Origin of the sequence: Achromobacter sp. DH1f (assembly GCF_000633435.1) — a bacterium.
GTDB classification, from domain to species: domain Bacteria; phylum Pseudomonadota; class Gammaproteobacteria; order Burkholderiales; family Burkholderiaceae_B; genus Achromobacter; species Achromobacter deleyi.
Map to the genome: position 1 here is coordinate 281,643 of NZ_AYMF01000001.1, position 12,735 is coordinate 294,377.

A 12,735-nucleotide genomic window follows, 5' to 3' on the forward strand; every position below is an offset into this window, starting at 1 on the left:
GAACAAGACCCTGGGCGAGTCCTCTGCGAGAGGGCCCGCCCATATTGTTATCCCCACTTTGTATTTGTCGAACGCCTGAGCACGGGCCGATGATGCCGCATGGCAAGCATCGCCATTCACAGTCTGCTCAAAAGGAAGGTTGATGAATACGAACGTCCAATCGGGCGCCCACGCGGCGCGCGGAATATCGCGGCGCACGCTGTTGCGTGCGGCCAGCCTTGCAGGCCTGGCTGCGCCGCTGGGCATGTTGGGGTCGCGCGTGCTGGCGGCGAACACCGCGCCGCGCACCTACAAGATCGCATGGAGCCAGACCGCGGTATGCCAGTCGCCCGTATCGGTGGCGCTGGAGCGCGGCTTTTTCGACAAGTACAACCTGAAGGTCGAGCGCATCAATTTCAGCGGCTCGACCGATCAATTGCTGGAAGCCATCGCCACCGGCCACGCCGACGGCGGCATCGGCATGGCGCTGCGCTGGCTCAAGCCGCTGGAGCAGGGCTTTGACGTGAAGCTGGCGGTGGGCACGCACGGCGGCTGCATGCGCTTGCTGACCGCGGCGGATTCGCCGATCAAGAGCGTGCAGGACCTGAAGGGCCGCCGCATCGCGGTGTCGGACCAGGCCAGCCCGGTGAAGAACTTCTTTGCGATCCGCGTGGCGCAGCTGGGCATCGATCCGGAATCGGTGGACTGGCGCCAGTATCCGCAGGACCTGTTCGGCGAGGTGCTGCGCAAGGGCGAGGTGGATGCGATTGCGGGCGACGATCCGCTGATCTACACGCTGCGCGAAGACAATAAGCTGCGCGAAATCGCCACCAACATCGAAGGCGACTACGAGAACCGCACCTGCTGCGTGCTGGGCCTGCGCGGCGATCTGGTGCGCAAGGACCCGGAGTCGGCCGCGGCGATCACGCGCGCGGTCATCGACGCGCAGCGCTGGACCGCGTCCAATCCGGACGAGACGGCGCGCATCTTCGCGCCGTACGTGCCGGGCAAGGTGCCGGCCGAGCGCGTGGCGGCGATCCTGCGCACGCACAGCCACGGCCATGCGTCGACGGGCGCCGCGCTGCGCGAGGAAATCGTGGGCTACGCCAAGGACCTGAAGACGATCAAGGTGCTGAGCGCCAACCTGGATATCAACAAGTACGCGCAAGCGGTGGTGCCCAATGTCCTCGGCTGACGCACTAGCGGCGGGCGGGTTGCGCGGCGCGCCGACGGCTGCGCAACCCTGGCGCCTGTGGAAGATCGGCGTGGCGGCCGCGGCCCTGTGGGCCGTGGTGGGCGGGCTGACGCTGCGCTGGCCCAATGTGGAGGTGGGTTTCACGTCGTGGGGCTACACGCAGGAGTTCGGCGTGGCCGCGCTGGCGTTGGCGGCCGTGCTGCTGCTGGTGGCGGTGGCGGGCGCGGCCCATTGGCGGCCGGTGCGCGCGCTGCACCGCGCCGGCCCCTGGCTGTTGGCCCTGGCGGTGGCGGTGGGCGTGTGGGAAGTCGCAACCGCCAAGCTGGCGCTGCTGCCCAGCCCGTTCTTCGCGCCGCCGCAGTCGCTGATCGAGGTGTATGTCAGCGACTACAAGCGGTTGGCCGATAGCCTGGTCAATTCGCTGTGGCTGCTGGCCAATGGCTTCCTGCTGGGCGCGGCCGCGGGCTTTCTGACGGGCGTGGCGATCGGCTGGTCGCGCGGGTTGGGCTACTGGGTGCATCCGGTGCTGCGCTTTCTGGGGCCGGTGCCGTCGACGGCGTTGCTGCCGATGGCGTTCTTCTTCTTTCCGTCGAGCTGGTCCGCGGCCGTGTTCCTGATTGCGCTGGCGACCTGGTTTCCCGTCACGGTGCTGACCTGGTCCGGCGTGGCTGGGGTGAACCGCGCGTACTACGACGTGGCGCGCACCATGGGGGCCAGCGAATGGTTCCTGGTGCTGCGGGTGGCGATTCCGGCGGCGCTGCCGCAGGTGTTCGTGGGCCTGTTCATGGGGCTGGGCGCGTCGTTCTCGGTGCTGGTGGCGGCCGAGATGATGGGCGTGAAGTCCGGCCTGGGCTGGTATTTGTCGTGGGCGCAGGGCTGGGCCTCGTACGCCAATATGTACGGCGCGCTGATCGTGATGGCACTGGTGTTCTCGGGCCTGATCACGCTGCTGTTCCTGGGGCGTGACCGCTTGCTGGCCTGGCAGAAGGGAGTCGTGAAATGGTAGCGGCGGCGCAGGTGTCCAAGCCTTCCCATGCGGCGGCGCAAGCCGATGCACGCGGCGCCGCCCTGGCGGTGCGCGGCGTGAACCACCGCTTCGACCTGGATGGCGCGGCGCTGCCGGTGCTGGACGGGATCGACCTGGACGTGCAACCCGGCGAGTTCGTGGCCTTGCTGGGCCCCAGCGGCTGCGGCAAGTCGACGCTGCTGCGGCTGGTGGCGGGGCTGGAGCCGCCGGCCGAAGGTGACTTGCTGGCCGATGGCGAACCCATCGACGGCCCGTCGCCGTCGCGCATCGTGGTGTTCCAGGACCCTACGCTGTACCCCTGGCGCACGGTGTGGCACAACGTGGCGCTGGGCTTGCAGGCGCGCGGGCTGCTCAAGACGCAGCGTGACCGCGTCGACGATGCATTGCAGCGCGTGGGGCTGGCGGCCTTCAGCCAGGCCTATCCGCACCAGTTGTCGGGCGGCATGGCGCAACGCGCGGCCCTGGCGCGTGCGCTGGTGAATGACCCGCGCATCCTGATCCTGGACGAGCCGCTGGGCAAGCTGGATTCACTGACGCGGATCGCGATGCAGTCCGAGCTGGTGGAACTGTGGCAGCGCACCGGCGTGACGGCCCTGCTGGTGACGCACGATGTGGAAGAGGCGCTGTTCATGGCGTCGCGCATCATCGTGCTGAGCGAGCGGCCGGCGCGGATCAAGGACGAGATCGTCAATGATTTGCCGTACCCGCGCCATCGCGGCGATCCGCGGCTGGCCGAATTGCGCCGTCAGGCGCTGGCGTTGCTGGGGCTGGATGCGACGTGGTGAGCAACGCGGCGGTGGCGCTGGCGGCCGTGGCGGCGCCGGTGGGCATGCTGGCGGGTCTGGCCGCGGCGCGCAGGCGTGCCGGTGGCGCGGCGATCACTGTCGGCGTGCCGTTGCCGGGGCAGGCGGCCTTGGCCCTGATCGCGGCCGCCGCCGTGCTGGCCTTGGGCTGGCAGCGGGCGCAGGGTGCGCCGGGCCTGCTGGGGTCGCGCCTGGGGCATCTGGTGCTGGCGGCGGTGGCGGTGTTGCTGCTGACCGCGCTGGCGGCTGCCTGGTTGCACAGCCGTGCCACGGGGCGCGCGGCGCAGGCGCCGTGGCGTCACGCCGCGGCCATGCTGTTGGGGGCGCTGGCGCTGTTGGCCGGCCTGCTCGCGGCGGCGATTGCGTGGCAGCCCGAAGAGGCGCTGGCCATTGCGCATTGGCCCTTCGCCTGGCGCTATGACCCTGACCTGCCGGTAGGCACGCAGACCTGGCACCGGCTGTGGTTGGCGGCGGGGCTGACGGGGCTGGCGTTGGCATTGCTGGTGGCAGCCTTGTTCGCGCGGCGCGGCCGCCTGGTGTGGCTGACGGCCGCGGCCGGCCTGCTGGCCTGCGCGAGCTGGCCCGCACCGCAACTGCTGATGACCGAGGCGACGCGCACGTCGTATCAACGATCGCCGCTGGCGTTCACGGATCGCAACGTGCTGCAAGGCGGCCGGCTGTATCAGGCGCACTGCGCTGGCTGCCATGGCGCCCAGGCCGATGGCCGCGGGCCGTTGGCGGCGGGGTTGCCCGTCTGGCCGAGCGTGCTGGGGCCAGCGCTGTTCGAGAACCGCCTGGAAGGCGAGCTGCATTGGCGGGTGGCACACGGCGGCGACGGACGCGGCGGGGCCTCGGCCATGCCGGGCTTTGGCGCAGCGCTGGGGGCCGATGACATCTGGCAGGTCTTGGACTACTTGCGGTTGCGGGCCTATGGCGTGAGCGGCGGCACGGGCATGCCGGCGATTCCGGCGCCGGGCGTGGCGGTGACGTGCCGTGATGGCCGTGCGACCACGCTGGCGGAGCTGCGCGGCCTGCCGCTGTGGATTGGGGCCGCGGCGGCCAGCGCGTCTGCACCGAACGCGATGCAAGAGCCGCTGGACCCGCGTCTGTTGACCGTGGCCCTGACCTGGGGCGGCGGGTATTCGGCGGACGGCAATTCGGCGGGCGCTGATTGCGTGGCGTCGGGCGAAGACGCCTGGAACGCCTACGCGCTGGCGGCGGGCGTGCCACCCGACGCGCTGGCCGGCGCGCAGTTCATGGTGGACCGCCGCGGCTGGCTGCGCGCGCGGCGGCTGCCAGGCGCGGCCCCGGCCTGGACCAGCGCGGACAACGTCTGCGGCCCGGGCGGCCGCATGGAAAACACATCCGCCCAGGGGCTGGGCGCGCTGTTGCTGGCGATGGACCGTGCCCCCATCGGCATTCCGGATACGCGGCGCTGGCAGTAGCGCCGTGCGGGCACATCCGCTTTAACCCTTCCACTATTACTTACGCGAGGCAGGAACATGAGTACCTTGAACGAATACCTGGGCCAGAAGCGGCGGGCCGTGCTGGTGCGCAATGCGCGCGATCCGCAGACGGTGACGCCGGTGAAGCTGCGCGCCCATGTCAGCGCCGAAGGCCGCAGCGGCGTGCGCCGCATCCGCATCCGCGACCATCAGGTGGTGAGCGACAGCCCAGCCGATTTCGCGGGCTACGACCTGGGGCCGAGCTCGCCCGAGCTGCTGCTGGGGTCGTTGGGCAGTTGCCTGACGCACATTTTCCTCATCAAGGCGGCCGAGCTGGAATTGCCGCTGGAATCGCTGGAAGTCGAGATCGAAGGCGACCTGGACCCGCGCGGCGGCAAGCCGGGCTATGAGAAAGTGCCGTTCTTTCCGCACAACATCCGCTATACCGCGCACATCGTGTCGCCGGCCGATGAAAGCGCGGTACGCGCCGTGCACGAGGCAGTCGAGCAGTGGTGCCCGATCCTGAACCTGCTCAAGCAGCCGCAGCCGCTGGAAGGCAGTGTGCGGCACACGCGGCCGTCGGCGCAGTAGGGCATTGCGGGCGCTTTCCAGCCGCCGGCTTGTCGGCGGCGCCCGTGTGTTGCCGCAGCGTCAGGTCAGCGAGCTGCGCATCAGGATTTCGGTCAGCGCGCGCGTGGGCTTGTTGGGCGCGGCGGCCGAGATGACGATGAATTCCACCTGGGGCAGGGCCGGCAGGGCGTGCACGCCGGCCGGCGCGGCCAGCCCGGCCGTGGACAGGTGCGAGGGCTGCACGGTGATGCCCAGGCCGGCGCGGGCAGCCGCCTGGCAGCCCGCGTAGCTGGTGCTGGTGCAGACGATCTGCCAGTTGCGTCCGGCCCGCGCCAGCGCATCCAGCGCCAGCGTGCGGGTGACGCTGGGCTCGCGCAGCAGGATCAGCGGCAGCGGCGCATCCGGCGCGATGCGCAGGCCTTCCTTGGCGCGCCACAGCAGCGCTTCCTTGTGCAGGGTCTGGCCGCGGCGGTCGCCGCGGCGGCGCTTGCCGATCATGACGTCAAGTCCGTTGTCGTCCAGCAGCCGGTAAAGATCGCTGGTGACGCCGATGGTGATGTCCAGTTCCACTTCGGGGTGGGCTTGCCGGAACGCGGCCAGCACGTCGGGCAGCGGCCCCATCGCCAGGTCGTCGGACGTGCCCAGGCGCACGCGGCCACGCAGCCGCGGGGCGTCGAACAGGCGTTCGGCGCGTTCGTGGGCATCCAGGATGATTTCGGCGTGCACCAGGAGGCTGCGGCCGTCGCTGGTCAGGGCCAGGGAATGCGTATCGCGCAGGAACAGGCGGCGGTTCAGCGCCTGTTCGAGCTGGCGGATGTGTTCGCTGACGGTGGGCTGGGTCAGGCCCAGCCGGCGTGCGGCTTCGCTGAAGCTGGGCGAGGCCGCGGCCGCGGCGAAGGTCTTGAGCCAAAGCGGGTTGAGCATGGCGGGCTGGTCATAGGATATTCCGATGACAGTTAAAGTAACCAGTGGCCTTCACGATAGCAAGCGGCGCGCCTATAGTGGCGCAAATTTCCCGGAAAACCCCGCCATGCGCCGCTTTTTGCCCGACCAGTTCACGCTCATCCTGATCGCCACCGTGGCGTTCGCCAGCTTCTTTCCCGCGGTGGGCAAGGGGGCGTCGTTCATGATGGTGGCCAGCAACGTGGCCATTTCGCTGCTGTTCTTTCTGCACGGGGCGCGCCTGTCCACCGATGCGATCGTGGCGGGGGTGAAGGACGTGCGGCTGCACGCGCTGATCCTGGGCTGTACCTTCATTCTGTTTCCCGCGCTGGGACTGGGGCTGCGCGCGCTGTTCCCGGGCCTGTTGACGCCGGCGCTGTGGCTGGGCGTGATCTTCGTGTGCACGCTGTCGTCCACCGTGCAGTCGTCGATTGCGTTCACTTCGATGGCGCGCGGCAACGTGCCCGGCGCCATCTGCGCGGCCACGGCGTCGAATCTGCTGGGCACGGTGCTGACGCCGTTGCTGGTGGCGGTGCTGCTGCATCGCCAGGGCGGCGGGCATGGGCTGGCCGACGCCGGCCGCATCCTGCTGCAGCTGCTGCTGCCGTTCGCGGTGGGCAGCCTGCTGCGGCCGTGGATCGGCGCCTGGGCGCAGCGCAACAGCCGCGTGCTGTCCAAGGTGGATCGCAGCTCGATCCTGCTGGCGGTGTACACGGCATTCAGCGAGGCGGTGGCGCAGGGCATCTGGCACGCGTTTCCGGCCATCGACCTGGCGACGATGGTGCTGGTCAATGCGCTGCTGCTGGGCGCGGTGCTGCTGATCACCACGTGGGGCAGCCGCAAGCTGGGCCTGTCCAAGGAAAACGAGATCACGCTGGTGTTCTGCGGCTCGAAGAAGTCGCTGGCCTCGGGCATACCACTGGCGACGGTGCTGTTCGGCACCTCGCAGATGGGCATCGTGGTGCTGCCGCTGATGATCTTTCATCAGATGCAGCTGATGGTCTGCGCGGTGCTGGCGCGCCGTTATGCGGACCGCGGCGAGCCGGGCCAGGTCGCCGCGCCCGCCCAGGCCTGAGCCTGGCGTGCCGCCGCGCCGGCTACCGGCGCGGCCGATTGCCGCGCAGGGCGGGCGGCCAAGGCTGCGGCGGTCAGCCTTCGGCGGCGTCCAGCGGCCGGATCTTGCCGCTGGGCTGCCAATAGACGGCGCCCTCGCGTTCCTGCACCGCCAGCACCGTCAGGCGGCCATTGCGGCAGGGGCCGCCCACGCACAAGCCCGTGTCGGGCTCATAGGTGGCGCCGTGGCGCGCACACATGATCAGGTCGCCGGCGCGGGTGAAGAAGCTGCCTTCCCAGTCGAGTTCGACGCCCACATGGGCGCAGCGGTTCAGGTAGCCGTGCACGCGGTCCTGGTAGCGCACGAAGAACGCGGTGGTCTGGCCGGCGCTGTCGGTGACGGGCACCTTGACGCCCAGGCCGCCGTTGACCAGGTCGGAGGCGGCGCAGACGCGGATGGCGGGGGCGCTGGAGGAATCCTGCATGGCGGGCCTTGGAATCAAAGGGTGCGATATTCGGATAGGGGGACGGGCTTGTCAATCCGCGGGCGCCGCGGCCGCGCTTTCCTGCTGGCGGGTCCACATGGCCGCGTACAGGCCATTCTGGGCCAGCAGTCGCGCGTGGCGGCCGCGTTCGGCGATGCGGCCATCTTCGAGCACGATGATTTCGTCGGCGTCGGCCACAGTGGACAGGCGGTGCGCGATGATGAGCGTGCTGCGGCCCTGGCTGACTTCGCGCAGATTGGCCTGGATTTCGCGTTCGGTGTGGGTGTCCAGCGCGCTGGTGGCTTCGTCGAACAGGAAGATGGCGGGGTTCTTGAGCAGCGTGCGCGCAATGGCCACGCGCTGTTTTTCGCCGCCGGACAGCTTCAGGCCGCGTTCGCCCACCATGGTCTGGTAGCCGTCGGGCATGGCCATGACCAGGTCGTGGATATGGGCCAGGCGGGCGGCGGCTTCGATCTCGGCATCGGACGCGCCGGGGCGGCCATAGCCGATGTTGTAGCGGATGGTGTCGTTGAACAGCACGGTGTCTTGCGGCACCACGCCGATGGCGGCGCGTAGGCTGGCCTGGGTGACGTCGCGCACGTCCTGGCCGTCGACCAGGATGGCGCCGCTGTCGGCGTCATAGAAGCGGAACAGCAGCCGGGCGATGGTGGATTTGCCTGCGCCCGAGGTGCCCACCACGGCCACGGTCTTGCCGGCCGGGATGGTGAAGCTGACGCCCTTGAGGATCTGGCGCCGCTCGTCGTAGCCGAAGCGCACGTCGCGGAATTCGACCTCGCCGCCGGCCACGCGCAGCGGCTGTGCGCCGGGGCGATCGGCGACCTCGCGGTCCTGGCCCAGCAGTTCGAACATGCGTTCCATGTCGATCAGGGCCTGCTTGATTTCGCGGTAGATGAAGCCGAAGAAGCTGAGCGGCGTGTACAGCTGCAGCAGGTAGGTGTTGACCAGCACGAAGTCGCCCAGCGTGTAGCGCCCCTGGGCGATGCCGCGGGCGGCCATCCACATGACCAGGGTGAGGCCGGCGGAAATGATGACGGCCTGGCCGATGTTCAGCACCGACAGGCTGACCTGGCTGCGCACGGCGGCGCGTTCGTAGCGGGTCAGCGAGGCGTCGTAGCGGCGGGCCTCGTGCTCTTCGTTGCCGAAGTACTTGACCGTTTCGTAGTTCAGCAGGCTTTCGATGGCCTTGGTGTTGGCTTCGGAATCGGTTTCGTTCATCTGGCGCCGGAACTTCGAGCGCCACTCGGTGACGGCCAGCGTATAGCCCATGTAGAGGATGACGGTGGCGCCGGTGGCCAGCGCCAGCCAGGCATCGAACATCTTCCACAGCACGATACAGACCAGCCCGATCTCGAAGAAGGTGGGCAGGATGTTGAACAGCAGGAACGACAGCAGGGTCTGGATGCCCTTGGTGCCGCGTTCGATGGCGCGGGTCAGGCCGCCGGTCTGGCGGGTCAGGTGAAAGCGCAGCGCCAGGCCGTGCAGGTGGCGAAAGATCTGCAGGCCGACCGAGCGGATGGCGTGCTGGCCGACGCGGGCAAAGATGGCGTCGCGCAGTTCGGAAAACAACAGGGACAGAACCCGGGCCGCGCCGTAGGCCAGGATCAGGCCCAGCGGCACGGTCACGGCGCCCGGCGCGCCCTGGCCCAGTTCATCGATGGCGTGCTTGTACAGGATGGGCACGTAGACGGTGGCCGCCTTGGCGGCGAACAGGCAGAGCAGGGCGGCCACCACCCGCAGCTTGAGCCCCGTCTGGCCGGGCGGCCACAGGTAGGGAAACAGGGTGCGAAGGGTGGAAAAACCGCCGCGGCCGGGCGGCCGGGAGTCAGGTGCGGGCATGGGTCGGCAGGGAGCAATGGTGGGGGCCGGCGCAAGGCGCAGGCCGGGTATGACGGCCATTATCCGGCACGGGCGCTATTATTTAGTGGAAAACCCCTGGGACGGAAGTACCACTTTCTGCCGAATTCCAGGGGTTTTGCATCCGCATTTCGCCTACTTCGGAGGGACTCATGGTGAAGGTACCCGCAGTAAAACTGAACGACGGCAGCAAGATTCCGCAATTGGGCCTGGGGGTCTGGCAAGTGCCCGACGACCAGGCCGCCGCCAGCGTCAAGGAGGCCCTGGCGGCCGGCTACCGTTCGGTGGACACGGCCGCGATCTACGGCAACGAATCCGGCGTGGGCGCCGGGCTGCGCGCCGCGGGCGTGGCGCGCAAGGACCTGTTCGTCACGACCAAGCTCTGGAACGACAAGCACGGTTTCGACGCGGCGCACCAGGCGCTGGACGAGAGCCTGGAAAAACTGGGCCTGGCCTACGTGGATCTGTACCTGATCCACTGGCCCGTGGCCGGCAGCGACAAATTCGTGGACGCCTGGCGCGCCATGATCGAGATGAAGGAAGACGGCCGTGCGCGTTCGATCGGTGTGTCCAACTTCACGCAGGCCAATCTCGAACGGCTGATCGACGCCACCGGCGTGACGCCGTCGGTCAACCAGATCGAGCTGCACCCGGGCTTTGCGCAGCGCGAACTGCGCGCGTTCCACGACAAGCACGGCATCGCGACCGAGTCCTGGAGCCCGCTGGCGCAGGGCGGCATCACCAAAGAGAAGACGATCCTGGAACTGGCCAAAAAGCATGGCAAGTCGCCGGCGCAGGTGACGCTGCGCTGGCACCTGCAGCACGGCCTGATCGTGATTCCGAAATCGGTGACGCCGGCGCGCATCCGCGAGAACATCGACGTGTTCGACTTCGAGCTGTCGCGCGCCGAGATGGATGCGATCGATGCGATCAAGGAAGCGGGCCGCCTGGGACCCGATCCGGAGAAGTTCGGCAAGTAAGGCGGGCCTGGCGCGGCTACTGCGCCGGCTGCCTGGGCGGGAAGAACCAGTAGCGCACGATGACGATGATCAGGACGGTCAGCGTCGTCCAGGACGCCCAGTGCCAGCCGCCGGTGCCCAGCAGGGCGGCCAGCAGGCCGAAGACGCTGAGGATGCCCAACAGGATCGGCACGCCCCAGACGAACATGAAGCCACGGCTGTTCTTGCTCATGCGGGGCTCCGTTGGGGCGTGGCGGCGGCCTGGTGCTTGCGCACCAGTTCGGCGATGCGGGCTTCGGTGGCGCGGCGCCGCGCCAGCCACAGGTACAGGCCGCTGACCAGCACCACGATAGTGATCAGGTCCAGCACGGCCCAGATGATCTTGAGCGGCAGGCCGGCGTAGTCGCCGAAGTGCAGCGGCCGCGACAGCTCCAGGGCGGTCAGGTACCAGGGCATTTTGGCGACGGTGGTGAGTTCGCCGGTGCGTCCATCGACCAGGACGGGCGTGTTCATCTTGGACGTCAGCGGGGTCGCGCCGCGCATCCAGGTGATGTAGTGGTGCGGGCTGCCGAAGGCGTTGCCGGGGAAGGCGATGAACGACACTTCGTTGCCCGGCAGGGCCTTGCGCGCCGTGTCGGCCGCGCCCTGGGCCGAGGCCAACTGGGCGGGCACGCTCTGGCCCTTGTAGGGTTCCAGGATGCGCACGAGTTCGGTGCCCTGCCACAGGCGGAACAACGGCGTTGACAGTTCGTTGATGACGCCGGTGACGCCCACCACGAAGGCCCACACCAGCGTGACGATGCCCAGCAGGTTGTGCAGGTCCAGCCACTTCAGGCGGGTGGAGCGGCCGGCGCGCACGGTGCCGAATTCCAGCTTTTTCATGAACGGACCGTACAGCACCACGCCGGAGACGATGGCGATGCAGAACAACAGCCCCATGAAGCCCAGGAACAGTTCGCCGGGCAGGCCCGCGAACAGGTCGACGTGCAGGGCCAGCATGATGCCCATGAACGAGAATTTGTCTTCGGTGTAGAGCGGGCCGTCGAGCAGGACGTCGCCGGTGCGGCCGTCCATGCGCACCGCGTGGCCGGACACCTGGCCATCGCCGGGCTTTTTCGCCATGCCGACGTAGACCTGGGGCTCGTCAGGGTCGAAGAACAGGTAGTCGACGACTTCGCCCGGGTACATGGCCTTGGCGTTTTCCACCAGCTTGTCCAGGTTGGCGGGCGGGGTCGAGGCGGGCACGTCGGACAGCGGCTTGGCGTCGTCCAGCCAGTGCTCGATCTCGTGGTGGAACACCAGCGGCAACCCGGTAAGACAGATGATGAGCAGGAAGATCGTGCAGACCAGGCTGGTCCATTTATGGACCAGGTACCAGGTTTTGATGGTGGAGGCGGCGGTCATGGCGACGGCGGGGGCGGCAGGCGCGGCCCCGTTCAAGGTATGGTTTGGGAAAGTCGGAACATTATCACGAATAATAGCTATTCTCGTACCGGAATTTGCACGACGAAGCGAATGGGGTCATTAATAAGGGACGTATTCAAAGCGGGTTAAAAAAGAGGCTTGGGTCTGATCGGGCAAGCTGGATCATCATGCAGCAACGTTTTCTGAAAGTGCCGCGCAACGCGCTGGGCCGTGATTTCGCGGTGGGCGATGTGCACGGCTGTTTTACCCGCCTGCAGCAGGGCCTGGACCAACTGGGGTTCGACCCCACGCGCGACCGCCTGTTTTCCGTGGGCGACCTGGTCGACCGCGGCCCGGAATGCGAAACCGTGCTGGCCTGGCTGGAACAACCCTGGTTCTACGCGGTGCAGGGCAACCACGAAGACTACGCCGTGCGGCACATCCGCACGAAACAGGTCGACGTGGACAACTGGCGCAGCTACGGCGGCGGCTGGTTCCTGGATCTGCCGCCCGAACGCCAGCAGGTCTTTGCCGACGCCTTCGACCAACTGCCGATCGCGATCGAGGTGGAAACGTCGTCGGGCCCCGTGGGGCTGCTGCACGCGGATTGTCCGGTGCTGTTCTGGCCGCGGCTGGAATCGGCCCTGCAAGACCGCTACAAGCGCACCAGCGCGGCGTGCCAGTGGTCGCGCGATCGCTTGCGCCAGATGGACCGCACCGGCATCCGCGGCGTGCGGGCGGTGGTGGCGGGGCACACCCCGGTGGTCGAGCCGCTGGCGCTGGGCAACGTGTACCACATCGACACCGAGGGCTGGCGCGGCGGCTACTTCACCTTCCTGGACCTGGAAACGCTGACGGCATGGCCGCGCGCGGTGGTGACCGAGCTGGCCGAAACCGAGGATTGACGCTGGGGAGCGGCGCCGCCTGGGCGCCGCGGGCACGCAATGCCGCTGGCGTGAGTCGGCGCGCGATCGCGCGCCGACGGATGACGATGGTGG

Annotated in this window: 13 protein-coding genes; 8 read left to right on the top strand and 5 right to left on the bottom strand. The window is 68.4% G+C overall.

What is annotated here, in order from left to right:
- Positions 1–142 precede the first annotated feature (142 nt).
- The 5 genes from U858_RS0101330 to U858_RS0101350 are packed head-to-tail and all read left to right on the top strand — an operon-like array spanning position 143 to position 5,040.
- Positions 143–1,174: an ABC transporter substrate-binding protein gene (locus U858_RS0101330; protein ID WP_025135389.1), complete on the top strand. Its 1,032-nt coding sequence runs from the start codon at positions 143–145 to the stop codon at positions 1,172–1,174.
- Positions 1,161–2,180: an ABC transporter permease gene (locus tag U858_RS0101335; protein ID WP_025135390.1), complete on the top strand. Its 1,020-nt coding sequence runs from the start codon at positions 1,161–1,163 to the stop codon at positions 2,178–2,180. Before U858_RS0101330 ends, U858_RS0101335 begins: the two co-directional genes overlap by 14 nt.
- Positions 2,174–2,986, top strand: coding sequence for an ABC transporter ATP-binding protein (locus tag U858_RS0101340; protein ID WP_025135391.1), 813 nt, complete (start codon positions 2,174–2,176; stop codon positions 2,984–2,986). The genes U858_RS0101335 and U858_RS0101340 overlap by 7 nt, the downstream gene beginning before the upstream one ends.
- Positions 2,980–4,449: a cytochrome c gene (locus U858_RS0101345; RefSeq protein WP_232786466.1), complete on the top strand. Its 1,470-nt coding sequence runs from the start codon at positions 2,980–2,982 to the stop codon at positions 4,447–4,449. The genes U858_RS0101340 and U858_RS0101345 overlap by 7 nt, the downstream gene beginning before the upstream one ends.
- A 57-nt stretch (positions 4,450–4,506) precedes the next feature.
- The gene (locus tag U858_RS0101350) at positions 4,507–5,040 is read left to right on the top strand and encodes an OsmC family protein (protein ID WP_025135393.1); all 534 of its coding nucleotides are present in this window, start codon (positions 4,507–4,509) and stop codon (positions 5,038–5,040) included.
- A gap of 60 nt (positions 5,041–5,100) precedes the next feature.
- On the opposite strand, the gene U858_RS0101355 is transcribed toward U858_RS0101350, so the two are convergent.
- The gene (locus U858_RS0101355) at positions 5,101–5,943 is read right to left on the bottom strand and encodes a LysR substrate-binding domain-containing protein (protein WP_025135394.1); all 843 of its coding nucleotides are present in this window, start codon (positions 5,941–5,943) and stop codon (positions 5,101–5,103) included.
- A 106-nt stretch (positions 5,944–6,049) separates the two neighbouring features.
- Here U858_RS0101355 and U858_RS0101360 point away from each other — a divergent pair, with 106 nt between their 5' ends.
- A complete protein-coding gene (locus U858_RS0101360; RefSeq protein ID WP_025135395.1) occupies positions 6,050–7,036 on the top strand; it encodes a bile acid:sodium symporter family protein in 987 nt (328 codons plus the stop codon).
- Between the two features lie 73 nt (positions 7,037–7,109).
- Here U858_RS0101360 and U858_RS0101365 read toward each other — a convergent pair whose 3' ends face one another.
- The gene (locus tag U858_RS0101365; RefSeq protein ID WP_025135396.1) at positions 7,110–7,499 is read right to left on the bottom strand and encodes a Rieske (2Fe-2S) protein; all 390 of its coding nucleotides are present in this window, start codon (positions 7,497–7,499) and stop codon (positions 7,110–7,112) included.
- A 51-nt stretch (positions 7,500–7,550) separates the two neighbouring features.
- A complete protein-coding gene (locus U858_RS0101370) occupies positions 7,551–9,356 on the bottom strand; it encodes an ABC transporter ATP-binding protein/permease (RefSeq protein ID WP_025135397.1) in 1,806 nt (601 codons plus the stop codon).
- A 170-nt stretch (positions 9,357–9,526) separates the two neighbouring features.
- Here U858_RS0101370 and U858_RS0101375 point away from each other — a divergent pair, with 170 nt between their 5' ends.
- The gene (locus U858_RS0101375) at positions 9,527–10,354 is read left to right on the top strand and encodes an aldo/keto reductase (RefSeq protein WP_025135398.1); all 828 of its coding nucleotides are present in this window, start codon (positions 9,527–9,529) and stop codon (positions 10,352–10,354) included.
- 16 nt (positions 10,355–10,370) lie between these two features.
- Here the strand turns inward: U858_RS0101375 and U858_RS0101380 are convergent, their stop codons facing one another.
- Both U858_RS0101380 and U858_RS0101385 read right to left on the bottom strand, forming a co-directional pair.
- Complete coding sequence (locus U858_RS0101380; protein WP_025135399.1) at positions 10,371–10,565, bottom strand: hypothetical protein; 195 nt, start codon at positions 10,563–10,565, stop codon at positions 10,371–10,373.
- Complete coding sequence (locus U858_RS0101385; protein ID WP_025135400.1) at positions 10,562–11,737, bottom strand: PepSY domain-containing protein; 1,176 nt, start codon at positions 11,735–11,737, stop codon at positions 10,562–10,564. The genes U858_RS0101380 and U858_RS0101385 overlap by 4 nt, the downstream gene beginning before the upstream one ends.
- Positions 11,738–11,925: 188 nt before the next feature.
- Between U858_RS0101385 and U858_RS0101390 the strand changes: the two genes are divergently transcribed.
- Complete coding sequence (locus U858_RS0101390) at positions 11,926–12,642, top strand: metallophosphoesterase (RefSeq protein ID WP_025135401.1); 717 nt, start codon at positions 11,926–11,928, stop codon at positions 12,640–12,642.
- Positions 12,643–12,735 lie beyond the last annotated feature (93 nt).